Origin of the sequence: Paenibacillus sp. NPDC056722, assembly GCF_042790635.1 — a bacterium.
GTDB classification, from domain to species: Bacteria; Bacillota; Bacilli; order Paenibacillales; family Paenibacillaceae; genus Paenibacillus_AQ; species Paenibacillus_AQ agri.
The window spans coordinates 432514-455980 of the sequence record NZ_JBHTYV010000003.1 but is presented as its reverse complement, the minus strand read 5'-3'; the positions used below and the strand labels follow the sequence as shown (position 1 = coordinate 455980).

Here is a 23467-nt window from a genome sequence, read left to right as displayed (position 1 = left end):
ATGAGGTCAGCTATAGACAATAAGCCTGAAGGCAGCATTTGGAGCGATGACCAATGGCGCGCCATTGCGGAGAGCGGCGATGATATTCTGGTCGCGGCTGCGGCAGGTTCCGGAAAAACGGCAGTATTGGTCGAACGGATTATTCGCAAAATCAGCCGGGAAGAGAATGGCTTCAGCGTAGACAGGCTACTGGTTGCTACGTTCACCAAGGCCGCTGCTTCGGAGATGCGGCAGCGGATTCGTGAGGCGCTGGACCGTGCTCTGGAGGAAGATAGCGGGAATGAGCATTTGCGCCGCCAGCTAGCTTTGCTCGGAAGAGCTTCTATTACGACTCTGCACTCCTTCTGTCTGGAGGTAATCCGGCGGTACTATCAATTGATTCCAATTGATCCAGGATTTCGCATTCTGAATGAGCATGAAGCCGAGATGATGCGTCAGGAACTTTTGATGGAGCTGCTGGAAGAGAAATATGGCGAGACCGGGGAAGACGGCGGGGACAGTGTGTTCGTGGCGCTAGCCGACTGGTTCAGCGGCGAACGCACGGATGACGCAGTACACGCGCTAATCCAGCGGCTGCATGATTTTGCCCTCAGCCATCCGTGGCCGGAGCAGTGGCTGCGCGATACGGCAGCAGATTTCTCGCTGCCGGATACGGAGAGCTTGGGGCACACACCATGGGTGCAAAGCATCCTCGCAGAGGCGAAACTAGCCTTGGACGGTGCGGCTAGCCAATTGCTGCAGGGCCGGGAAATAGCTCTGCAGCCGGGAGGACCTGCTCCATATGCTGAGAATCTTACGGCAGATCTGGACATGGTGCAAGGCTTGCAGGCCGCTTTAAGTGAACGGCCCTGGGCTGAGCTGTATGAGGCGTTCCGCGGCGTAAGCTTCGGAAAGCTGAAGCCGTGCAAGAAGGATGCCACAGATCCCGGGCTTCAGGAGATGGTCAAGGAGCTGCGGGAGAGCGTCAAGAAGACCCTATCCGAACTTCAGAATGCCCTGTTTGGGCGTCCAGCGGAATCCTTTCTTGCCGAGCTGCATGAAGCGGCGCCACTGATGAAGGAACTGGCAGAGACGGTTATAGCCTTCGGTGAGCGCTATCGGTTGGAGAAAGCCGGCAAAGGGCTGGTAGATTTCAGCGATCTGGAGCATTATTGCCTGCAAATTCTCCGTCACCCGGACTCGCAGCCGGGCCACTCCATGCCCTCCGATGCGGCGATGGAATACCGCGCCCAGTTCGATGAAGTCCTGCTCGATGAGTACCAGGATACGAACAGCGTGCAGGAAGAGATTGTTCGCTTGATTGCCAGGGAAGCGCCGGGGAACCGCTTCATGGTTGGCGATATGAAGCAGAGTATCTACCGGTTCCGCTTGGCGGAGCCGGGTTTGTTCCTGGAGAAATACCGCAGCTTTAGCAGTGCGGGAGGAGCTCCTGTAGGGTTAGCGGACGGATATCCGGCAGATGGGGATCAAGCTGAAGGAGATCCTTCGATCAGTAACTCTGGGGGAATGGTCATTGACCTCGCCCGGAATTTCCGCAGCCGGATGGAGGTCGTGAATGCCGTGAATATGATTTTCCGGCAGATCATGAATGCGACAGTGGCGGAGATCAACTATGATGAGCGGGCTGAATTAGTCTATGGTGCCGGTTTTCCCGGAACGGAAGGCAAGGAGGCCGATCTGTATTTTGCTCCGGAACTGCTGCTGATTGATCGTGGTGCTTCAGGTGCCAGTAAGTCGGAGGAAGAAGCTGGGGACGGGGAAGCAGCACCAGAGATCGAGATCATCGAAAGTGAGACAGCGCAGCTGGAAGCACGGGCTATTGCCCGCAGAATCTCAGTGATGACCGGGATGAGCGGAGGATCGCCAATGCTCATCTACGACAAAGGCCTCAAAATGATGCGCCCGGTGTCATACGGAGATATTGTAATCCTGCTGCGATCAGCTAGAATTTGGACACCACTGATGATCGAGGAGCTTCGGATGGAGGGTATCCCTGCTTATGGCGACCAGAACAAGGGATATTTTGAAGCGACAGAAGTAGAGATTGCGCTCTCGCTATTAAAAGTAGTGGATAATCCGCGGCAGGATATTCCGCTGGCGGGTGTTCTACGCTCGCCTGTAGTGGGCTTAAGTGAAGAAGAGCTGTCCGCACTACGCCTGTGCAGTCATGGAACATTCTATGAAGCTGTGCAGGCTGCAGCAACGCTGCCGATAGCAGGTCAAGCTGAGATTGCCGCAACGGTGCTGCCGATGACAGAGTCAGGTCAAGCTGAGATTGCCGTAACGGCGCTACCGTTGGCAGGGTCAGGTCAATTTGAGATTGCGGACGCTTTCGACAGTCTGATGGAGCCTGTAGCTTCCGTGGAAGAACTTGATCCCGTTGACGGTGTGGATAGTCAGTTGACCATTCAGGAATTAGCTGCAAGTCAATCTGTTCCTGACCTGGCTCCGGAGCTTATAGCCAAGCTCAAACATTTTCTGGATCAACTGGAGAGCTGGAGACTGGCCGCCCGTCAAGGTAGCCTCAGCGACCTGATCTGGCGCATCTATGGGGAAAGCGGGTATTTGGAGTGGGTTGGCGGTCTGCCTGGCGGTGCCCAGCGGCAAAACAACCTAAAGGCTCTGTATGACCGGGCTGTTCAGTATGAGCAGGATACTTCGGCACGCGGATTGTTCCGTTTCCTGTTGTATATTTCCCGCCTGAGGGAAAATGGTGGCGATTTAGGGATCGCGGGCGGCAGTGGCGAAGAGGGTAGCGGGGTCAGAATTATGACCATTCACAAGAGTAAAGGGCTGGAGTTTCCGGTTGTTTTCCTGGCTGGTATGAACAAGGCCTTTAACCGCCAGGATTTACATGCCCGGTTTTTGATGCACAAGGAGCTGGGATTTGGTCCGCGTTTTGTGGATCGGGAGACGAGGGTAACTTATCCGACGCTGCCTTATTTAGCGATTAACCGCCGTTCAAGGCTGGAGCTGTTGGCTGAAGAAATGCGTGTACTCTATGTGGGACTAACCCGTCCGCGGGATAAAATGATTCTGGTCGGTACGGTTCGCGACTTGCCGCGCAAAGTTGCGGGCTGGAGTGCTATGCAAGGCCGGGAGGAACTGCTGCTGGCAGACCATCTGCTGGCCCGGGGGCGCAGCTATCTCGATTGGGTTGGACCTGCGCTGATCCGCCATCCGGGCGCAGCGATCCTGCGCAAGCTGTCCGGCTCGGAAGGTACAGTATCCACAGTGCTTCATGGCGATACCTCCCACTGGAGTATTCATGTGATGGATTCCAATGGACTCAGTTCAGCTGCATTTTCTGCTAAAGATGAGGACGGTGAAGCGGGGGCAGAGCGTGAGCTGGCGCTTGCGGCATTGCAGGAAGGTCAGCCAGTTCCTTCTTTGGGGACAGAGGCGGAAACCGAGATTGCTGGCAGACTTAAATGGACCTATCCATATGCTGCGGCTTCCCGCATACCCGCCAAGACATCGGTTACGGAGCTGAAAACGCTGCTGTCCATGCAAGAACAGCCATCTTATGATCTGTACGAGGACCACAACAGATCTGGCGGTGAAGCAGATGCTGTTGTTAGTTCGCCATACCGGGACAGTTTGCGCTTGCGGCGTCCCAAGTTCATGGAGCGGCGGAGCCTTACCTCTGCTGAACGGGGAACGGCCTATCATACGGTGATGCAGTATATTCCATTGGATGCAGCGGTGACTCGGGCTGTGGTGGAAGAAACATTGGCCGGGCTGCAAGAGGTGGCAATTTTGACGCCAGAACAGGTTGAAATCATCGATGTCGATCAAATTGCAGCGTTTTATGCTACCGAGCTTGGAAGCAGGTTGCTGGCATCGGAGTGGAACCGGAGGGAATTACCGTTCAGTTATATGGTCCCTGCTGATGAGGCTTATCGGGGGCTTGGTCCGCTGGATGAAGCCGTCTCGGGACTCCTGTCATCAGACGCGGATGCGGCATTGCTTGAACGTGAAGAGGTACTGATTCAGGGGGTTATCGACTGCCTGTTTCGTGAGAATGGCAGACTGATTTTGCTGGATTACAAGACGGATTCCGTTCTGGAGCATCGTAGGGGGCTGGAAACACTGAGGGAGAAGTACCGCTTCCAGCTAGAGTTGTATAGCAAGGCCCTGAATGATATTTTGGGAGAAAGCATCAGTGAGATCTGGCTGTATTTCTTCGACGGCGGGCATCCTGTGCGGCTTTGAAATCTAGCAGGAATGAGTGTTGATAGTTATACAAGACAAATAAGAGGGGCTGTCTCCAAATCAGTATCTGCTTCGTCAATTAACGGACCCCAGAGGCTCTATTGCCTATAGCTGTCACCGTTCAGTAAGATAACGGACCTTAGGGGCCCTATGGGCAGAGAACCTGGTCAAAGTCTACTGCTTTTGGGAAAATAGGGTTACCCGAGTTCACTACATGTTCTAGCGAGCGGCTGTATGTGCACATAACGGCTATACGGTCCGCCCGCTTCCATGCGTGAGCTTTTCACCGTATGTTCTGGTTGCTTTGACGAAGTTGTTTTTAGTAATTACTGATTCTGGAGAGCCCAGTTTTATATTAATCAAGCCTTTCAGGTTTGATATAAAGCTGCGATTGTCATTACAGACAGAAGTCGTGGTGTTATATCAGATCTGAAGCAAGGCGGGAAAAGAGGACAGAAGATGCGGATATTGCATACAGGGGACTGGCACTTGGGGCGTACGCTGGAGGGAAGAAGCCGCCAACGGGAGCAAGAACAGTTCATGGATGAACTGGTGGAGATCGCAGATAGCCAAAATGTTGATCTCATATTGATGGCGGGAGACGTCTATGATTCTGTGAATCCTCCGGCTGCTGCTGAGCAGCTGTTCTATGATGCAGCAGCACGTCTGACGGCAGGCGGACGGCCGCTGGTAGTTATTGCGGGCAACCATGACCAGCCGGAACGTGTCTCTTCCGTCTCCCCGCTTGTACGCAGACAAGGGATTACGCTGGTGGGCCTGCCTACCTCCGATCCGGTGACGGTTCAGGTGGCACGTACCGGGGAAATTGCCAAAATTGCTGCGCTGCCATATCCATCTGAAGCTCGGCTGGGAGAACTGCTGGCGGGAGAAAGCGGCGAAGCAGAGCTACGCCTAGCCTATAGCGCCCGAGTGGGCAGGCTCATGAATCTGCTAGGGCGGGAGTTTACCCCGGAGACCGTCAATTTGGCTATGAGCCACATCTATGTGCTGGGTGGGGTAGAAAGCGATTCTGAGCGGCCAATCCAGGTGGGCGGCGCTTATACGGTCGATCCTTCTGCTCTATATTGTGGAGCGCAGTACACAGCTCTTGGCCATCTTCACCGTGCACAACGAGTCAAGGGCGATGGAATGATCCGCTATAGCGGTTCACCGCTCGCTTATAGCTTTTCCGAAGCGGGACAGACCAAATCGGTGACCTTAATTGATGTCGCTCCAGGTCAGGAGCCTGCCTGTGAAGAAATTTATTTGCGGTGCGGCCGTCCGCTGGTGAACTGGAAATCCAGCGGCGGGCTTGAGGAAGTGTACCGCTGGCTGGATGAAGACAGAGATCCTTCTGCTTTTATTGATCTGGAAATCCGGCTGAACGAAGCCCTCTCAATGAACGATATCCAGCGACTGCGTAAGGCACGGGAAGGAATCGTACATATTCGTCCCGTCTATCCACAAATGGAGCAGGAATTGGAACAGGTGTCACGTTCTCGCATGCCCGTGCAGGAATTGTTTCGTAAATTCTATCAGCGGCAGACTGGAGGAGCCGAGCCGGATGATAGCCTGATTGAGTTATTCCTGGAGCTTACGGAAGAAGAACGGCGTCAGCCGGGGGAAGGGGAGGAGAACTGACATGAAGCCGATTTCTTTAAAAGTAGCTGGACTTCAAAGTTATAGAGAGCAGCAGGAGATAGATTTTGAGAGTCTGACAGAGACGGGATTATTCGGTATTTTCGGGCCGACAGGCAGCGGAAAATCCAGTTTGCTGGACGGGATTACGTTGGCTATGTACGGAAAGGTGGAGCGCGCCGCAGGCGGAACCCAGGGGATTATGAACCATTCCGAGGATCAGCTGAGCGTGGCCTTTACCTTCGAGCTGACCTCTGCTGCAGGTTCACACCGTTACCGGGTGGAGCGGAAGTTTAAGCGTACCGGTGAGCAGACAGTCAGCAATACGATCAGTCGTTTCATCGAGGTTCTGCCTGACGGTGATCAGGTGCTAGCGGACAAGCTGGCTGATGTGACGCGTTGCGTCGAGGAGAAGATCGGTCTCAAAATGGACGACTTCACCCGGGCGGTCGTGCTTCCACAAGGGAAATTCGCTGAGTTTCTGTCTCTGCGCGGCGTAGACCGCAGGCAGATGCTCCAGCGGCTCTTCCATCTGGAGCAGTATGGGGACCAGCTCGCCCTGAAGCTCAGCCGCCGGGTCAAAGAGAATGACACGGCGCTGCGTGCGCTGGAGGCGGAACAGCAGGGGCTAGGCAGCGCTGGCGAGCAGGATCTGGAGGCTGCTGCTGAACGCTTGCAGCAGGCAGTGGCTTACGCGGCGGAATGCAGACGCCGCTTGGAAGAAGCGCTGGCCTTGTCGGAGCGCTTCACCAGAATCCGCGAGCTGCAAGGCGAACGCTCCCGGCGGGAACTGCAGCGGGAGCGCCTGCTGGCCCAGGAGGGTGATATTCTCCTCCTGGAACAGCGGCTCGGCAAGGCTGACGAAGCCGAGAAAAGGCTGCCGCTGCTGCAGGCCTGGCGCAGCGCGGAGGGCGCTCTGAAGAGCCGCCAGGCCCGCGCAGGGGAACTGGCGGCCCGTGCCGCCGCCGCCGAAGCCGAGGCGGCGCGCACCGCCACGGCTGACGCAGCCGCACAGGCTGCGCTGGCCGCGGAAGAGCCGGCCCTCCGCGAGGCGGCCGGCACGTACCGCAGGGCGCTCGAGCTGGAAGCCGAGCGCGACTTGCTGCTGCGCGAGCTCGCTGCGCTGCGCGAGCGCAGCGAGGAAGCTTCCCGCAGGCTGGACGCCATGCGGGAAGGGATGGCCCGGGAGCGGGAGCTTTTGGCCAAGGGCCAAAAGCGGCAGCACGAGCTGCAGCAGAGCCTGCAGCCGCTCGAGGTCCGCTCCCAGGAGCGTCAGTCTCTGCAGGAAGCCATGCAGAGACTGCAAGGGCTGCGCTCTGCGGAATCCCAGCGGGATGCTGCAGAGCGTGAGCAGCGCGAGCGTCAGGTAGCGCTCGCGGACGCCCAGCGCCGACTGGCCGGGGCCGAGGCCGGGATGGGGGCGCTGGAGGCGGACCGCGCGGAGCGGGTCCGCGGGGCGGTGCTGCACCTGGAAGAATTGCGGTCGGCAGAGACCGCCGCGGTGCATGCAGCGGAGACCCTCGAGCATGAGGCTAGTGCGCTGGAAGCCGCGCTGAAGGACCAGGAGGTTCACCGCCTCTCCTTGTCACTGGCCCGCGATCTGGAGGAGGGTGTCCCTTGTCCGGTCTGCGGCAGCCAGCATCATCCGGCTCCTGCGACACTTCAAGACAGCGGAGAGCAGGAAGGACAGGAAGCCATGTTGCAGCAGGTTCGCAGCAGATCCAAGGCTGCGCTGGAACTGCGTCTTGGCTTCCGCAGCCAGCGGGAGCAGGATATGGTCTGGCTGGAGCAGATTTATGGCGGCGAAGCGACTCAGGCTTGGGATCATCCAGCGGCAGCAGGCCGCGAGACGATGGGCGGGTCAGGACAGCTGGATCAGTCGTTCGTAGAGTACGAAGGGGAGTCAGCAGCGCTGCTGACTTCACTGGAGGGCAGCCTGACCAGCATGAAGCAGCGGTCTGCAGAGCTGCGCCGCACGGCAGCCGAATGGCAGCGTGCCTTGCAGGAAGGCCAGCAGGCCTGTCACAAGGCGGCAGCAGCCGTCCAGTCAGAACAGGCTTGGGTTGAGGGCATAACGGCCAAAGCCAGCGAGCTGGCCCAGCAGGCCGCAAGTCTGCGGCAAAGCTGGAATGACCAGTTCCCGGATATGGCTCCTGAGAATACGGAGACCGCGTACCGTGAACGGCTCCAAAAAGACGAGCAGGCCGAGGAAATTCGTGGGCGGCTGAATATCAGTGTGAAGTTCCTGGACGACAAAGCAGCAGCTGTTCAGGAACTTCAGGAAAGTATCGCTGTGCTCGACAGAGAACTAGCCCAGTGGAACGCCCAGCTTGACGGTAAGGAAGCCTTGCTGCGAGAGAAGGAAGCCCGGTTGGTGCAGTGGACGGAAGGGCAACCTGCGGGTCAATTGCTGGCAACTTGCGAGCAGCGCTTGCAGGAGCTGCTGGCGGCTGTGGAAGACGGTAAGAAGATTTACCGTGCGGCTGCGGATGCAGCGCAGCAGGAAGGCAAAGAGGCGGCTATAGCTCGGCAGGCGGCGGAATCCGCTCATGAGCATTATGTCACTGCGGCCAAAGCCTGGGAGGATAGTCTGGCGTCATCGCCGTTCTCGGAAGCGTCCGAAGTTGAAGGAGCAGCGCTATCGGTGGAAGAGCGGGGTGCTGCGGCAGCCCGTGTGAAAAATCACCGGGACGATGAAGTGGAAGTGAATTTACAGCTTCGTGATATTGAGAAGAAGCTCGCTGGAGCCAATCTCAGCGAAGCGGAATGGGTGGAGAGCCAGGAAACTCTGCGCCGCTGCAAGGAAGAGGATGAAACCTCGCTCCAGAACCGGGCCCGCGGGGAACGCGATCTGGAGGATTTAGGGCATCGTCACATTCGCTGGAAGGAGCTTGAGACTCAGCGACTGGAGCATGAGGCTCTGCAGGATCGTCTGTCCAAGCTGCAGTCCTGTCTGCGCGGCAATGCTTTTGTGGAATATATTGCCGAGGAGCAGCTGATGCAAGTCTGTCAGGCGGCGTCCCAGCGCCTTCGTTACCTGAGCAAACAGCGTTACGCGCTCGAGGTGGACTCCGGCGGCGGGTTCGTCATCCGCGATGATGGCAACGGTGGAGTGAAGCGTCCGGTATCCACACTGTCCGGCGGCGAGACCTTTTTGACCTCACTGTCGTTGGCATTGGCTCTGTCAGCCCAAATTCAGCTGCGCGGCCAGTATCCACTGCAGTTCTTTTTCCTGGATGAAGGCTTCGGCACGCTCGATCCTGATCTGCTGGACACTGTGATAACTTCGCTGGAAAGGCTGCATAATGACCAGTTGTCCGTTGGAATTATAAGCCACGTTCCTGAACTGCGGGCACGCCTGCCGCGCAAGCTGGTTGTTGTTCCTGCCGAACAAGGCGGAGGAGGCTCCCGTATTATTTTGGAAAAAATGTGAGGTTTGGTATACAGTGTGATAACAGTCACAGAGACAGCATCAACCCCCTGTTATAATACAGCTAAGCCGACATCATTTTTGAAACACCTCGGCGGACGTATGACCGGGAGCAGGACTCCTTTTCATACGCCCGCCGCCGATCAGCTTTATAAGCTGTGAAGGGTGTTTCTTTTTTTTGCCCTTTTGAGTGATATATTGGGCTGTAACAGATACAGTAATGAAATTTATTTCTAGCCGACAGGTTTTACAACCAGCAGGGTCAGTCCGACTTTCGTTAACCATGAATATCCTGTATGATAATAGGACAACCAATTCGGGGAGGAAGTCGCAGTATGGAAACCATATTCAGCAAAATTATTGAGGGCAGTATTCCCTCCAACAAAGTATTCGAGAATGAGCGCATTCTGGCCTTTCATGATATCGCGCCTGCGGCCCCGGTGCATGTGCTGATTATTCCGAAGAAATTCATTGCGTCGATGAATGAGGTTACGCCAGAGGATCTGCCGCTGATTGCCGAGATTCACAGTGTCGCCCAGCAGCTTGCCATTCAGCTTGGGATTGCGGAATCCGGTTATCGGTTGATCAACAATAGCGGACCCGATGGTGGACAGACTGTGCCGCATTTGCATTACCACTTGCTCGGAGGGGCCAAATTAGGCGCTCTGACGGGAATTTCGGATTCCCATAAGTAAGACGGAAAGGTCGATGTGAAAAGCCTGTTACAAAAAAAGGCGTTACACTGTTGACACTGTATTTCAGTTTGACCTATAATGAAATTTGATGAACCGTGTTATGCTCTTGGACGGTCTGGTCGGAGGGAGGGAAAACTGGTGTCTGAAACTAAAGTTCGCAAAAACGAGACAATTGATGCTGCACTTCGTCGGTTCAAACGCTCCATCGCTAAAGATGGTGTCTTGGCTGAGGTGAAGAAACGCAAGCATTATGAAAAGCCAAGCGTAAAGCGCAAGAAGAAGTCTGAGGCTGCTCGTAAGAGAAAGTTTTAGGAGGAATACCCACGCATGAATCTTAGCGAACGATTGAACGAAGATATGAAGCAAGCGATGAAGAGTAAGGACAAGTTCGCACTCTCCACCATTCGAATGGTTCGTTCGACGATAAAGTATCTTGAAATAGATTTAAAGAGAACATTAGACGACAACGAAGTGCTTGATATCCTTAGTCGTGAAATCAAACAGCGCAAAGATGCCCTCCAAGAATTTGAGACAGCGGGTCGCGACGATCTTGCCGCGAGTACGAAGGCAGAAATCGAGATTATCATTAAGTATCTTCCCGAGCAACTTTCCGAAGAAGAAATTAAAGTAATTGTACAGCAGACCATCCAGGAAACCGGTGCTTCTTCGAAAAGTGAAATGGGTAAGCTCATGAGCGCGCTGATGCCGAAAGTCAAAGGTCGCGCCGATGGTAAGCTTGTGAACCAAGTGGTTCAGCAATTTCTGCAATAATAGAACGTCAGCACCCCTTTTTATAAGGGGTGTTTTTCTTTGTTTTGAAACGAATTCTCCAAACTTTCGTATTACTGATTATGTGCCTGTGTCCATTTTTCTAAGAAGGGAGGAGAAGAGATGAAAGGGCTTCGTAAAACAGCATATGCCTGCATTGCAGGGTTGATGTTGCTACTGGTACTCCTGCCGCTGTCTTCCCTGGCAAGTGCTGATGTTGACCCGCCCAGGCAGCCTGAGCGAGCGGCTGGAGAGTCCGTTAAAGGGCCGGTCTTCATCATTCCGGTTGATCAGGAAATTGAACGGGGGCTTCAGAGCTTTCTGGAGCGGGGTTTTGAGGAAGCAAACAACTATGGTGCAGTGCTGATTGTGCTGGATATCAACACGCCAGGCGGCCAGGTTAGCGCGGCCGAACAAATCGGCAAGTTGATCAGAGAAAGCGCTATCCCAGTGCTGGCTTTTATTAAAAGTGATGCGGCTTCTGCCGGTAGTTACATTGCACTGAACGCCGACAAGATCGTGATGAAGCCGGGCAGCATGATTGGATCAGCTTCGCTGGTGGACAAGAGTGGTACGCATGTCGAGGATCCGAAGCTGATATCCTACTGGAAATCGAAGATGATGGGGGCTGCGGCGCTTAACGGCCGAGACCCGGATATCGCTGCGGGGATGACCGATATCAATCTTGTTGTGGAGAAGCCGAAGCTTGGCGTGAGCAAGGGTAGCGGAGAAATTATTGCCCTCAGCAGCGATCAGGCGCTGAAGGCCGGTTATGCCGATTACATAGCGGATACCCCGGAAGAAGCAGTGGTCTGGATGGGATATACTACGGACGATATTTTCCGGGTGAAGCATACCGGGGCGGAGAAGATGTCGCAATTTTTAACTAATCCGGTTATCATGACGATCTTGCTGTTCGTCGGGATCGCAGGAATTGTTATTGAGTTGATCGTTCCGGGATTTGGAGCGCCCGGCATTATCGGAACATTGGCTTTTACTTTGTATTTCTTCGGAAATTACGTGGCTGGCTTCGCGGGTTCCGAGACCTGGCTGCTATTCATTCTGGGGCTGGTCATGCTGGTGTTGGAGTTATTCATGCCGAGCTTCGGTATTCTTGGACTGTTAGGTTCGGTAAGCCTTGTGGCAGGTGTGGTCAGGGCGGCTTACAGTTATACGAATGCACTGCTTAGCCTTGGTATCGCTTTTGCAGCGGCGACGGTGGTCATTATTATTGTGGCCGTTGTGTTCAAAGAGCGCGGTATCTGGAACCGGTTCATTCTGAAGGAAAGTCTGACCAAGGAGCAGGGCTATATACCCGTGCTTGAGAAGCTGAATCTGGTCGGCGGTATTGGGGTCAGTCTAACTCCGCTTCGTCCGGCGGGTACTGCTATGGTGAATGAGGAGCGGATTGATGTGGTCACCGAGGGCAGTTTTATTGCTGCTGGTGCCGAAATTTCGGTAGTGACTGTGGAAGGTGCACGGATTGTGGTTAAAGAAATAGTGAAATAAGGAACACTAGTACAAGACAAGTCATTAACTTTACAACAATAAACTTATTTAATGATGGGGGTTTGAACAACGTATGGGTGAGGCTTCTTTGATTCCTATATTACTGATCGCGGTGGTCGTGATCATTGTTTTGAGTGTCTTTTTGAGTTTCTTTCCGGTCATGCTTTGGATTTCAGCCTTAGCTTCCGGAGTTAGAATCAGTATTATTACCCTGGTGGCGATGAGATTGCGCCGGGTTACACCAAGCCGGATCGTTAATCCAATGATTAAGGCAACAAAGGCTGGACTGGGTCTGAATATCAACCAGCTCGAAAGTCACTATCTGGCCGGCGGTAACGTCGACCGTGTCGTTAATGCCCTGATTGCGGCACAGCGTGCCAACATTCCGCTGGAATTCACGCGTGCTGCTGCTATTGATCTGGCAGGCCGTGACGTACTGCAAGCGGTACAAATGAGCGTTAATCCCCGGGTTATTGAGACCCCGACTGTAGCCGCAGTAGCGAAAAACGGGATCGAAGTTAAAGTTAAGGCTCGGGTTACCGTACGTGCGAACATCGATCGTCTCGTCGGTGGTGCCGGTGAAGAAACGATTATTGCCCGTGTAGGTGAAGGGATTGTAACCACTGTCGGTTCCAGTAACTCTCACAAGGACGTTCTGGAGAATCCGGATTCCATTTCCCGTACAGTCTTGTCTAAGGGTCTGGATTCCGGTACTGCGTTTGAGATTCTGTCCATCGATATCGCGGACGTTGATGTTGGTAAGAACATCGGTGCGTACCTGCAGACAGAGCAAGCTGAAGCCGACAAACGCATAGCACAAGCGAAAGCAGAAGAGCGTAGAGCGATGGCTGTAGCGCATGAACAGGAAATGAAAGCCCGCGTCGTGGAAATGAAGGCGCTTGTCGTGGAGTCTGAATCGAAGGTTCCTCTTGCTATGGCTGAAGCGCTGCGCGGCGGCCAGATCGGTGTGATGGACTATATGAACCTTAAGAACATTGAGGCGGATACGCAAATGCGCGGTTCTCTAGGCAAAATGAATGACCAGGACGAGAATAACGGTCCGAAAAACAACAAATAAGGGGATGTGATACCCCATGAGCTGGATCTACATCGTTGCTGTAATTATTTTTGCCATCGTCTCGAACGTGAACAAGGCGAATAAAACGAAGGGCAAGGGAGCGCCGCCGGGCGGTATGCCCACCTTCGGAGGTGGAGGCGGGGACGATAATCCGCTTCGCCGGGTCAAACGTGAGCTGGAGCAGCAGGGCAGGGCATTTGCGCCACCCGGTACTCCGGTTCCAAGGGAGACCCGGGAGCTTGCGCGGGAAGAGCAGGAGCTAGAAGAGAGTTTTCCGGTGGAACGGGAACAGCAATGGATTCCCGGCCCTGATGCCGAGGTTGGAAATGGATCAACCCTGGAGCAGGGAGAAGAGCTGGATAGCGTAGATATCCGTACCGAGAAAATGCGGCAGGAACTGGAGCGCATCCATGCTGTCTTTGACGATATGGCTGGTGAGTCCAGCCCAAGCGTGAAGCATTCTTCCGAGCGAGTAAGCTCCGGGACGGCCTCAAGCCCGGTTCTAGCAACCAGCCGCGAGGATCTGCGCAAAGGCCTCATATGGGCTGAGATTCTCGGCCCTCCGCGTTCTAAGCGTCCGCATGCTTATCGCAAAGAAAGCTGAAGGGCTGGTTATATTATTGTCAGACCCTTGGCAGAAGCCGTTTGGTTGATCTAAGTAAGAACATAGGTAAGCTGTCCCATAAGCGGATATCCTGCTGACGGAGACAGGCCACGATTTTGTCATAAGCTTAACCGTCAAAAGAGCAGCGCTTTCCCCCGTTATGGGTGAAGCGCTGCTCTTAGTTTTGACCAAGTGCTGCTTATTTCAGTAAATTATGAGCAGGTGAAAGCCAACGGGCCTTGATCGCCACTTTTTCTAGGCCGTGAAGCAAAAAGCGCCAGAATTCCCTGTCTTTCTTAAGTTGTTTCTCGTGCATGGCTTTGGCGATATTCTTCAGCAGTATGATCAGTGCTGCCAAAAGACCTTGATGGAAATACCCCATCCGTAGCTTGAATCTCATTTTTAGGAGTTCATTTGTTGAAGTTCATTTGTTTAAGCTCATTTTTAGGAGCTAACGGACTGTATAGCCGTTATTTTCCACATAAAGTTGTTCCGGAACGTGTAGCGGACTCAGGGGCCGTTATTTCCTGTTTGATAGTGGAATCTGAACCGGATTTCTGCGCATAGGGTCTCTGGAGTCCGTTAACTTCTTGAATGCACGATTCTATAGACAATAAGGTCACTGGAGTCCGTTAAATTCCTGAATGCTCGAATTGTTGACAATTGGGCCTCTGGAGTCCGCTTCTTTGACGTATCAGACATTGACTTTGGTATGTACTCTCTTTCCTTCAAAGATTCTCGAAGATTATCCCGCTTAAACCATGGAGTGGTCGTACTGATAGTGGGGAAGCGGTAGCGGTGGTCGTACTGATAGTGGGGAAGCGGTAGCGGTGGTCGTACTGATAGTGGGGAAGCGGTAGCAATGGTCGTACTGCCGTAGGGAAGCGTTAGCAGTCGCCCTTATTGCCGAATTGTTACGGATAAGAAGAATAAATACAATCTGGGAACCGTAGCGCTTGGAACAATTGGCCTTTTGCGGAGCGCCCTACCCAATAAAAATATCTCTTCACTGATTTGCCCGCCGAGCCGTCACGCTATGCGGGCTTTTTTCCATGTCTTCTTCTCATAAAGTGATGTGCTATCGCATATGGTGTACAGAAGGCAGGAAGGGGGAACGTCTACTTATGACCCGTATTGGCCGCAGGCTGCGGGGATGGACAAACGGGGTGCTGGATCTGCCGCAGGATCTGCTGCAGGATATGCCCCGGATCACCCTGATCGGCAATAAGGAGCTGCATATTGAGAATCATCGAGGCGTGCTGCATTTTTCCTCTGAGCAGCTGAAGCTTGCGTTAGCCAAGGGCTCGCTGGAGATCACAGGCGAGGGGCTTATGATCCGGAATATTCTTGGCCAGGAGCTGGCTATAGAGGGGATAATCGGGGAAATCAGGTACAAGGAAAGCGAGGAGAGATCATGAAGGAACCGCCTCTGTCATCACTGCGGGGGTTCGTTACTCTGCAAGTGACGGGACCGCAGGTGGAAGGATTCATTAACGCTGTTGCCGAGGCAGGCATTGTCATCTGGGACGTGAAGCCTGCCGGGAACGGCGCTTCCTTAAAGCTGCTGCTGGACGATTTCTATAACCTCCGGCCGCTCCTGAAGCGGACAGGCTGCCGGATGCATGTCACCGGAAGGCATGGGTTGCCTTTTAAGATGCTCCGTCTGTGGAAACGTAAATTTTTTGCCGCGGGTGTGGTACTGTTCGGTGTCTCTCTCCTGCTTCTATGTTCTATGGTCTGGAGTATCAAGGTGGAGGGGAATGACCGCATTGCCTCCGAGGATATTTTAGCGGCTGCCCGTAAAGAGGGGCTCTATACTTATCAATGGATCTGGCGTCTAAAGGACCCGGACAAGCTGACCACAGAACTGACTAATCATCTGCCGGGTGTCTCATGGATAGGCATGGAGCGGACGGGGACAAGTGTAGTCATCCAGGTGGTAGAGGCTGCCCAGCCGGAGCAAAAGCCGCTGCTTAGCAATCGTCATCTGATTAGCCGTACCGATGCGGTGGTAACTAATATATACGCTGAACAGGGTAGACCGGTTGTCGCTCGTAATTCCCGCGTGAAGAAAGGGGACATCCTTATCTCCGGTATTCTCGGTGACGAGGAGTTCTCAAAGGCCGTGGTTGCCAAGGGGGAGGTCAAGGGGCTCGTCTGGCATGAATACAATATCACGGTTCCACTTGAAACAAAGGGTAGCTCCTACACAGGAGAACGGAAAGATCGGAGCTATCTCGTACTTGGCAAGTGGGCGATCCAGCTGTGGGGCTATGGAAAATCGACTTTTGAGGCGTCCAGAACGCTGACAGAAATGGATCCGTTGACCTGGCGGTCTATCGAGCTTCCAGTGGGCTGGATGACAGAGAAGGAGATGGAGGTCCGAGGGACATCCGCCACACGTACGGCAGAGGAGGCCAAGGCGGAGGGGCTGGAGCGGGCTAAAGCTGATATTTTCGCGCGTTATGGCTCCGAAAGCGCCATCAAAAGTCAAAAAATTTTGCATGAGAAGAAAGAGAATGGTAAAGTTTATATGAAAGTGCTTTTTGAAGTAGAAGAGAGTATCGCGGAAGAACTTCCGATAGTAAACAACCAAGGAGAATGAGGCTACTTGTCAGAACAGACTGCAAGCATTCGTATATCTTTGCAAAATGCGGGAGAAGCGCAATCCCTCTTCGGCCCGCAGGATGGATTTCTGAAAATCATCGAGAGTGAAATTCCGGCAACCATTGATTCCCGCGAGGCGGAACTGACGGTGCGCGGTGCAGAACAGGAAGTAGACAAGCTGGGTCAACTGTTCAATGTGCTGTTGTCCCTGATCCGCAGCGGATACATACTCAGTGAGCGGGATGTGCAGTATGCTGTGGAGCTTGCGAAGGATTATCGCGCCGACCAGCTGCTCGACTTATTCAAAGGCGAAATTACAACAACCTTCCGCGGCAAGCCGATCCGTGTAAAGACGGTTGGACAGAAGCATTATGTGACTACGATCAAGAAACGCGATATTGTTTTTGGTATTGGACCGGCGGGTACGGGTAAAACCTATCTGGCCGTAGTACTGGCCGTTGCCGCTCTGAAGGAAGGCTCGGTTAAGCGGATTGTGCTAACCCGTCCGGCTGTGGAAGCAGGAGAAAGCCTGGGCTTCCTCCCGGGAGACCTGCAAGAGAAGGTAGATCCGTATCTCAGACCGCTCTACGACGCCCTGTACGACGTTATGGGGCCCGATCAGGTGGCGAAGGCACTGGAACGTGGATTGATCGAAATCGCCCCTCTGGCCTATATGCGGGGGCGTACGCTGGATGATTCGTTTATCATCCTTGATGAAGCACAGAACACGACACCCGAGCAGATGAAGATGTTCCTGACCCGGCTCGGCTTCGGTTCCAAAATGGTCATCACCGGGGACGTGACTCAAATTGACCTGCCTCGCGGCAAGAAATCCGGCCTGATTGAAGCAAAAGCGATTTTATCCGGTATAGAAGAGCTGGGCTTTGTCTATTTTGCGGAACAGGATGTAGTACGGCATTCATTGGTGCAGAAGATCATTGTCGCCTATGACCGGGCTGCCGAAAACCTTGAATAAAGGGGACTGTCTCCATGGATTCAAAGCAACCTACGAAATTAAGCGGATTTGTATACAGCAATAACGGGTGGAAGTATAGCGCGGCGACGCGCTATGCTCTTTTCCTGTTGCTCGGAATTGTGTTCTACTTTACTCTGGCACCTGATCTGCTGCCCAAGCGGTACGATATCAAGGAAGGGACCCAGAGTGCAAAGGAAATTACAGCACCCAAGCGAATTCAGGACAACAAAGCTACACTTAAGGCACAGGAGCAAGCTGCTGAGAATGTGGAGCCACGCTATAAGATCATCCCCATGCGGGCCGATAATTCGGTTACGTCATTGCTGGACCGGATTGACCGGCTTAATCAGGATGACCTGATCTCCCAAAGCGATAAAACGGGCATATATCGCGAGGAGATTCCGAAGCGGGCCAGCGATTTTATTCTGAACTTTGTAAGCACAAGTCGTAATAACGGTACATATTCAGATCATCTACTGGATGAAATGCAATCGGTGATCAAGGATCAGACCTATGTCATTCCGGAAGAGACTTTTATCAAAATCCCGCGGCTGACTTCCCAGGACATCATCGAGATGAAGCCTGTGGCCCGTGATATTGTCAACCGGCTGATGAACGATCAGATTACGGATGCCCAGACCGCAAGAGCCAAGGTGGCGGAACAGGTAAGTATCAGTGCACTCAGCCAGCGTACCGCTCGGGAAGTCGTGCAGGAACTGGTACGTCTCGTCATCACCAGCAACAAATTCTATGATGAGGATACCACTAAGGATGCTGAGGTTCAGGCCCGTGAAAATGCACCGAAGGTGTTCATTGAGCAGGGGGATGTACTGGTTGCCAAAGGCCAATTAATCACGCCTGAGCTGTACAAGCTTCTGGACGAGAGCGGCCTTTTGAACAACAAAGTCAACTATTGGCCCCAGCTTGGCCTGTTGATGCTCGCTGCGATGTTGTCTGCAGGTCTGCTGATGTTTATTCGCTATTCCGGCGGCCCATCCAAATTCAAGTACAATAATTCCCAGTTGTTGATGCTGGTTCTGGTCTTTGCAATTACAATCGTATTGATGCGTCTCGCTGCGTTTCTCCAAACGGATATGCGCCCTTATATTGGTTTTCTGGCCCCGGTGGCCATCGGGGCGATGCTGGTGGCGATGCTGCTGGATATGACGCTAGCATACTTCTGCTCGATTCTGTTCGCTATTCTGGCCAGCATTATCCTGAATGTGCAGCAAGATACCATATTTGACTTTACGTTTGGGTTCTTTGCTCTGATCGTGTCTTATGTGGCGATCTTTGCGACTCACCGGGCAGGACAACGCTCCACCTTGCTTAAAGGTGGAATTATGGTATCATTGTTCGGCAGTGTGACGGTCTTTATGCTTACGCTGCTAAGCGGTGGGGTCTTGAAAGAAATGGATACGCTGTATGCTCTCGGGTTTGCTTTTACCGGGGGGCTTCTGACGGCTGTACTGGTCATTGGTTTGATGCCGTTCTTCGAAGCTACCTTTGGTATTCTATCGGCGCTTAAGCTGGTAGAGTTGTCGAATCCTAACCATCCGCTGCTACGCAAGCTGCTCACAGAAACGCCGGGTACCTATCATCACAGTGTAATGGTCGGCAATCTGTCGGAAGCGGCAGCGGAAGCGATTGGTGCGGATGGACTGCTCTGCCGGGTCGGCTCTTATTACCATGATATCGGCAAGACCAAACGGCCGTTTTATTTCATCGAGAACCAGAATAATATGGAGAACCCGCATGACTCTATTGAGCCAATGCTGAGTAAATCCATTATTGTGGCTCATGCCCGGGACGGGGTAGAGATGCTTAAGGAGTACAAGCTTCCGAAGCCGATCCGAGATATTGCCGAGCAGCATCATGGAACAACATTTTTGCATTATTTTTATCATAAGGCGCTGCGTCTTGCCGAAGAGAAGGGGAATGCTCCTGATTTCAACGAAGAGGATTTCCGTTATCCGGGACCCAAAGCCCAGTCGAAGGAATCGGCGGTGGTTGGCATAGCAGACAGTGTGGAAGCTGCTGTTCGTTCCTTGCGCAAACCAACCGTTGAGCAGGTGGAGACGATGATCGAGAAGATCATCAAGAGCCGTCTCGATGACCATCAGTTTGACGAGTGTGATCTCACCATCAAGGAATTGGACATCATTGCGCGCACGTTAAAAGAAACGGTGATGGGCATTTTCCACTCCCGGATCGAGTATCCGGAGGAAGCGCGGAAGCCGAAAAAAGAGGAAGGGGCTGTTGGTACATGAGCCTGAGTGTGGTCTGGAATAATGAACAAGAGCAATTTGAAATCAATGACAGTCTCATTGCATTGCTGGAGAGCATCCTGCAAAAAGCAGGGGAGGCTGAAGGCATCAATAGTGGCGAAGTCGATCTGACCTTCGTAGACAATGAGCGGATCCATGAATTGAACCGGGAATACCGTGGCATTGATCGTCCGACGGATGTTCTGTCGTTTGCGATGAATGAATCTGCGGAAGACGAACCGGAAATTATATATGAACTGGAAGAAGGCGAGACGCTGGAGGATGTTCCAGAAGTGCTGGGGGATATTATCATTTCTGTCCCGCGGGCTCAGGAGCAGGCACTGGAGTACGGCCACTCTCTTGAGCGTGAGCTGGGCTTTCTGTTCGTGCACGGCTTTCTGCACCTGTTAGGTTACGATCATCAGGATGAAGCTTCTGAAGCTGAAATGATGTCCAAGCAGGAGCATGTTCTGGCCCAGGTCGGACTGACACGCTAATGGTCAAGAACACGGCAGTAGGGCGCAAAAAGTTCTGGCATTCCTTTCGCTTCGCCGCACAGGGCATTGCTGCGGCATTCAAATCGGAATTGAACATGAAAGTGCACTGCGGTCTGGCTGTGATCGTTATCATCGCTGCAGCGGTATTCCGATTGCCCCCGGGTAACTGGATGCTGCTGCTGCTGGCGATTACGCTGGTGCTAGCCGCTGAGCTGCTGAATACGGCTATAGAAGCGACGATTGATCTGGTCTCGCCGGAGATTCATCCGCTGGCCAAGAAAGCCAAAGATACCGCCGCAGGAGCCGTGCTTCTATCGGCGGTGTTTGCTGTAATCACGGGGATTTATGTGTTTTATCACCCTGTGATAGACTGGATTGCCGAACTTATGTCATAATCAGTGTACCTCAGAACGTCACGATGGTTTCATAGCATATAGAGATTGCAGGCGTACCCAGGGGCGGATTTCGCGGTTTGCGATCCGCCCTCTTTGAGTGGGTACGGATTCTTATGTTTCGTTGCCGGGAATACTAGGGTAGCTAACATAACGGACTACTCCCTAGGAAATGCATGTATGGGGCTCCAGGCTGTGGCGTGTGTGTACCGCGCAAACTATTGCGCGATGCCGCCGAGCTGGCAAGCCGATGGCTGGAGGATCTAGCCATGAGACGGCGCAGCATAATTTAACAGGAAATCTACCCGTTAAATAACTGGCATATTGGATTAAACCTGTCAAGTTAACAGGATTTGCTCCTGTTAACTTGACAGGTTGACCCTTGTATAGCTGAAATCAATCGAATTAGCTGGAGTATTTCCGGTTAATTATTGAGAGAAGTCTATTTTAGGGTCACTAGTTCAATCTATACAGTCAACCGTAAGAATAAATTAAAAGTTAAGATTTTTCATTCAAGGAAGGAAGATTACATGAAGAAGTTTAAATCAGGCTTTGTTGCCATTATCGGAAGACCTAATGTAGGTAAATCGACGCTTATGAATCAGGTGATTGGACAGAAGATCGCCATCATGTCGGACAAGCCACAAACCACCAGAAATAAAATTCACGGGGTATATACGACAAATGAATCTCAGGTCGTGTTCCTGGACACGCCGGGAATTCACAAGAGACAGTCCAAACTGGGCGATTACATGAATCAGACGGCTATGAGCACACTGGGCGAAGTAGAAGCTGTATTGTTCCTGGTCGATGCTGCGGATGGACTGGGCGGAGGCGACCGTTTTATTGCTGAGCAATTAGGGGGACTGAAGACGCCGGTTATTCTTGTGATGAACAAGATTGACAAGATTGAGCCAGAAGCGCTGCTGCCATTGATCACGCAATATCAGAAGCTGCATGACTTTGCCGAGATCGTGCCGATCTCCGCGAAGCTGGGCAACAATGTCAACACGCTGCTGGAGCAGGTGCAAAAGTATCTGCCGGACGGGCCACAGTACTATCCGGACGACCAAGTTACGGATCACCCTGAGCAGTTTGTCGTTGCTGAACTCGTACGGGAGAAGATTCTGCACTTGACCCGTGAAGAGGTACCGCATTCCATCGCGGTGGCTATTGAGGATATGCGTGTGGAATCCAACGGTGTGGTACACATCTCAGCTGTTATTTTTGTTGAGCGCGATTCGCAGAAGGGAATCATTATCGGTAAGCAAGGGGCCTTGCTGAAGGAAGTCGGCAAGCGGGCTCGTATGGATATTGAGAACCTGCTGGGTTCGAAGATTTTTCTGGAGCTTTGGGTAAAAGTGAAAAAAGACTGGCGCAATCAGGACCGTGTCCTGCGTGACTTAGGTTTTCATAAAGATCAATAATGACTTCGCCACCTTGGCAGGAATTGCAAGGATAGAACCCGGTACATCGCACATCCTAATTTCGAAGAGACATCGTGTTTCCGAAGAAAGGATGAATACGAATGCGAGATTTTTCGTGGAAGTATTTTGCAATGACTGGAGATGTCGATGCTTATCTGCTGTATAGGGAAGCTGCAGGTTCACTCCCCGAGAGCGGACCTGTAACGGCGGAGGAAGAGCAGGTCTATGATGAAGAAGCGCAATAGGGACTGGTTGCTTGCCGAATGGTTGGGGGAAGAGGCATGCTACACAGGGTGGAAGGGATCGTCATCCGCAGCATGGACTACGGCGAAGGGAACGCGATCATTACGCTTTGCACCGAGAACGCGGGCAAAGTAGGTGTGCTCGTACGCGGTGCCAAGAAGGTCAGAAGCCGCCATGCTGCGCTGATTCAGCTGTTTACAGTTGGAGAATTTGTTTTTTTCAGAAATAACGGAGGACTGGGTACGCTGAACTCGGGGGAGATTACGCAATCTCATCATCCACTGCGTGAAGATCTAATCAAAGCTGCCTACGCTTCTTATGCCTGCGAGCTGCTGGACCGTGTGTTGCATGATGAAGAGACTGGAAGCTTCTGGTTTCGCCAGTTGACGGCCTGCCTGAATGCGCTGGAAGAAGATAAGGAACCCGGTGTGATCATCAATATTTTCGAAATGAAGCTTCTACAGGCAGCAGGATATGCTCCGGAACTGGATGTATGTGTCATATGCGGCTCACAAAAACCTGATGATCAGCTTCTAATCAGTCCCCGCCTCGGCGGGGTACTGTGCCGTAGCTGCAAGCATCAGGATCCCCCGGCGCTGGCGATTTCACCCCGGGCGCTGAAGCTGCTACGGTTGTTCGCTGCGCTGGATCTGACCCGGCTCGGCAATGTGGATGTGAAGGAAGGTACCCGTCTGGAACTGAAGAAGATCATGCGATCCTTTATGGATGTGCAGCTTGGGCTGCGGCTGAAATCGCAGAACTTTCTGGACCAGCTGGATAAATACGAGATTTGACGAATCCTGAAATTTCCGTTACTATAGTGGCAGTTTACTTTTATTAATTGTGGTCAGCCGTAATGGCTCCATTAAGGAGAACGTGCAGCGATCGGGAAAGTAATGAATAGTATTGCCGCATCAGCGAGCCGGGGGCAGTGGAAGCCTGGCAGGGCAAAGTTCATGAACATGGCACCCGGGAGTACGGAAACGGCACCAAGCGAAAAGTGGATTCGTCACCCTGTTATTGGCAGTTTTAGTACCAGTTATGGGACGGATCAAGTAGGGTGGAACCGCGGGAGAACATGTTAAGCTCTCGTCCCTATGTCTGTATATCAGGCATGGGGG

The 23467-nt window shown here is 52.9% G+C and carries 19 protein-coding genes; 18 read left to right on the top strand and 1 reads right to left on the bottom strand.

The window, feature by feature from the left end; all coding sequences use genetic code 11:
- From ACFRAM_RS10695 to ACFRAM_RS10655, 9 genes are all read left to right on the top strand, one after another.
- A complete protein-coding gene (locus tag ACFRAM_RS10695) occupies nucleotides 1-4215 on the top strand; it encodes a UvrD-helicase domain-containing protein (RefSeq protein ID WP_379465947.1) in 4215 nt (1404 codons plus the stop codon).
- Nucleotides 4216-4674: 459 nt separating this feature from the next.
- A complete protein-coding gene (locus ACFRAM_RS10690; protein ID WP_379465829.1) occupies nucleotides 4675-5856 on the top strand; it encodes an exonuclease SbcCD subunit D in 1182 nt (393 codons plus the stop codon).
- A 1-nt stretch (nucleotide 5857) separates the two neighbouring features.
- Nucleotides 5858-9286, top strand: coding sequence for an AAA family ATPase (locus ACFRAM_RS10685; protein ID WP_379465828.1), 3429 nt, complete (start codon nucleotides 5858-5860; stop codon nucleotides 9284-9286).
- A gap of 332 nt (nucleotides 9287-9618) precedes the next feature.
- On the top strand, nucleotides 9619-9978 hold the full coding sequence (locus ACFRAM_RS10680) for a histidine triad nucleotide-binding protein (protein WP_066364278.1): 360 nt from the start codon (nucleotides 9619-9621) through the stop codon (nucleotides 9976-9978).
- 138 nt (nucleotides 9979-10116) lie between these two features.
- Complete coding sequence (gene rpsU, locus ACFRAM_RS10675; RefSeq protein WP_005547957.1) at nucleotides 10117-10290, top strand: 30S ribosomal protein S21; 174 nt, start codon at nucleotides 10117-10119, stop codon at nucleotides 10288-10290.
- Nucleotides 10291-10305: 15 nt separating this feature from the next.
- Nucleotides 10306-10749: a GatB/YqeY domain-containing protein gene (locus tag ACFRAM_RS10670; protein WP_066364276.1), complete on the top strand. Its 444-nt coding sequence runs from the start codon at nucleotides 10306-10308 to the stop codon at nucleotides 10747-10749.
- A gap of 120 nt (nucleotides 10750-10869) precedes the next feature.
- Nucleotides 10870-12255: an NfeD family protein gene (locus ACFRAM_RS10665; protein WP_379465827.1), complete on the top strand. Its 1386-nt coding sequence runs from the start codon at nucleotides 10870-10872 to the stop codon at nucleotides 12253-12255.
- A gap of 73 nt (nucleotides 12256-12328) precedes the next feature.
- Entirely contained in the window at nucleotides 12329-13333 is a 1005-nt protein-coding gene (gene floA, locus ACFRAM_RS10660) for a flotillin-like protein FloA (protein ID WP_066364272.1), read from the top strand.
- 16 nt (nucleotides 13334-13349) lie between these two features.
- On the top strand, nucleotides 13350-13937 hold the full coding sequence (locus tag ACFRAM_RS10655) for a hypothetical protein (protein ID WP_379465826.1): 588 nt from the start codon (nucleotides 13350-13352) through the stop codon (nucleotides 13935-13937).
- A gap of 199 nt (nucleotides 13938-14136) precedes the next feature.
- On the opposite strand, the gene ACFRAM_RS10650 is transcribed toward ACFRAM_RS10655, so the two are convergent.
- The gene (locus tag ACFRAM_RS10650; protein ID WP_379465825.1) at nucleotides 14137-14337 is read right to left on the bottom strand and encodes a hypothetical protein; all 201 of its coding nucleotides are present in this window, start codon (nucleotides 14335-14337) and stop codon (nucleotides 14137-14139) included.
- A gap of 724 nt (nucleotides 14338-15061) precedes the next feature.
- On the opposite strand from ACFRAM_RS10650, the gene yqfC reads away from it, so the two are divergent.
- From yqfC to recO, 9 genes are all read left to right on the top strand, one after another.
- Nucleotides 15062-15355, top strand: a complete 294-nt coding sequence (yqfC, locus tag ACFRAM_RS10645; protein WP_066364263.1) for a sporulation protein YqfC — start codon at nucleotides 15062-15064, stop codon at nucleotides 15353-15355.
- Nucleotides 15352-16542, top strand: coding sequence for a sporulation protein YqfD (gene yqfD, locus ACFRAM_RS10640; RefSeq protein WP_379465824.1), 1191 nt, complete (start codon nucleotides 15352-15354; stop codon nucleotides 16540-16542). The genes yqfC and yqfD overlap by 4 nt, the downstream gene beginning before the upstream one ends.
- 6 nt (nucleotides 16543-16548) lie before the next feature.
- Nucleotides 16549-17520 carry a PhoH family protein gene (locus ACFRAM_RS10635; RefSeq protein WP_175372843.1) on the top strand — a complete coding sequence of 324 codons (972 nt, stop codon included), beginning with the start codon at nucleotides 16549-16551 and terminating at the stop codon, nucleotides 17518-17520.
- 14 nt (nucleotides 17521-17534) lie between these two features.
- Nucleotides 17535-19790, top strand: a complete 2256-nt coding sequence (locus ACFRAM_RS10630) for an HD family phosphohydrolase (protein ID WP_379465823.1) — start codon at nucleotides 17535-17537, stop codon at nucleotides 19788-19790.
- The gene (ybeY, locus tag ACFRAM_RS10625) at nucleotides 19787-20284 is read left to right on the top strand and encodes an rRNA maturation RNase YbeY (protein WP_379465822.1); all 498 of its coding nucleotides are present in this window, start codon (nucleotides 19787-19789) and stop codon (nucleotides 20282-20284) included. The genes ACFRAM_RS10630 and ybeY overlap by 4 nt, the downstream gene beginning before the upstream one ends.
- Complete coding sequence (locus ACFRAM_RS10620; protein ID WP_379465821.1) at nucleotides 20284-20679, top strand: diacylglycerol kinase; 396 nt, start codon at nucleotides 20284-20286, stop codon at nucleotides 20677-20679. Before ybeY ends, ACFRAM_RS10620 begins: the two co-directional genes overlap by 1 nt.
- 527 nt (nucleotides 20680-21206) lie before the next feature.
- Complete coding sequence (gene era / locus ACFRAM_RS10615; RefSeq protein WP_379465820.1) at nucleotides 21207-22103, top strand: GTPase Era; 897 nt, start codon at nucleotides 21207-21209, stop codon at nucleotides 22101-22103.
- 101 nt (nucleotides 22104-22204) lie between these two features.
- Nucleotides 22205-22348 carry a YqzL family protein gene (locus tag ACFRAM_RS10610; protein ID WP_083205032.1) on the top strand — a complete coding sequence of 48 codons (144 nt, stop codon included), beginning with the start codon at nucleotides 22205-22207 and terminating at the stop codon, nucleotides 22346-22348.
- A gap of 36 nt (nucleotides 22349-22384) precedes the next feature.
- The gene (gene recO / locus ACFRAM_RS10605; RefSeq protein ID WP_066364236.1) at nucleotides 22385-23140 is read left to right on the top strand and encodes a DNA repair protein RecO; all 756 of its coding nucleotides are present in this window, start codon (nucleotides 22385-22387) and stop codon (nucleotides 23138-23140) included.
- Nucleotides 23141-23467 lie beyond the last annotated feature (327 nt).

What these genes read in the sequence shown, in the direction of transcription:
- yqfD (WP_379465824.1), top strand. Translation starts at nt 15,352, where the DNA reads ATGAAGGAACCGCCTCTGTCATCACTGCGGGGGTTCGTTACTCTGCAA.
- ACFRAM_RS10695 (WP_379465947.1), top strand. Translation starts at nt 1, where the DNA reads ATGAGGTCAGCTATAGACAATAAGCCTGAAGGCAGCATTTGGAGCGAT.
- floA (WP_066364272.1), top strand. Translation starts at nt 12,329, where the DNA reads ATGGGTGAGGCTTCTTTGATTCCTATATTACTGATCGCGGTGGTCGTG.
- ACFRAM_RS10665 (WP_379465827.1), top strand. Translation starts at nt 10,870, where the DNA reads ATGAAAGGGCTTCGTAAAACAGCATATGCCTGCATTGCAGGGTTGATG.
- ACFRAM_RS10680 (WP_066364278.1), top strand. Translation starts at nt 9,619, where the DNA reads ATGGAAACCATATTCAGCAAAATTATTGAGGGCAGTATTCCCTCCAAC.
- yqfC (WP_066364263.1), top strand. Translation starts at nt 15,062, where the DNA reads ATGACCCGTATTGGCCGCAGGCTGCGGGGATGGACAAACGGGGTGCTG.
- ACFRAM_RS10610 (WP_083205032.1), top strand. Translation starts at nt 22,205, where the DNA reads ATGCGAGATTTTTCGTGGAAGTATTTTGCAATGACTGGAGATGTCGAT.
- ybeY (WP_379465822.1), top strand. Translation starts at nt 19,787, where the DNA reads ATGAGCCTGAGTGTGGTCTGGAATAATGAACAAGAGCAATTTGAAATC.
- era (WP_379465820.1), top strand. Translation starts at nt 21,207, where the DNA reads ATGAAGAAGTTTAAATCAGGCTTTGTTGCCATTATCGGAAGACCTAAT.
- ACFRAM_RS10630 (WP_379465823.1), top strand. Translation starts at nt 17,535, where the DNA reads ATGGATTCAAAGCAACCTACGAAATTAAGCGGATTTGTATACAGCAAT.
- ACFRAM_RS10655 (WP_379465826.1), top strand. Translation starts at nt 13,350, where the DNA reads ATGAGCTGGATCTACATCGTTGCTGTAATTATTTTTGCCATCGTCTCG.
- ACFRAM_RS10620 (WP_379465821.1), top strand. Translation starts at nt 20,284, where the DNA reads ATGGTCAAGAACACGGCAGTAGGGCGCAAAAAGTTCTGGCATTCCTTT.
- ACFRAM_RS10670 (WP_066364276.1), top strand. Translation starts at nt 10,306, where the DNA reads ATGAATCTTAGCGAACGATTGAACGAAGATATGAAGCAAGCGATGAAG.
- recO (WP_066364236.1), top strand. Translation starts at nt 22,385, where the DNA reads ATGCTACACAGGGTGGAAGGGATCGTCATCCGCAGCATGGACTACGGC.
- ACFRAM_RS10685 (WP_379465828.1), top strand. Translation starts at nt 5,858, where the DNA reads ATGAAGCCGATTTCTTTAAAAGTAGCTGGACTTCAAAGTTATAGAGAG.
- ACFRAM_RS10690 (WP_379465829.1), top strand. Translation starts at nt 4,675, where the DNA reads ATGCGGATATTGCATACAGGGGACTGGCACTTGGGGCGTACGCTGGAG.
- ACFRAM_RS10650 (WP_379465825.1), bottom strand. Translation starts at nt 14,337, where the DNA reads ATGAGATTCAAGCTACGGATGGGGTATTTCCATCAAGGTCTTTTGGCA.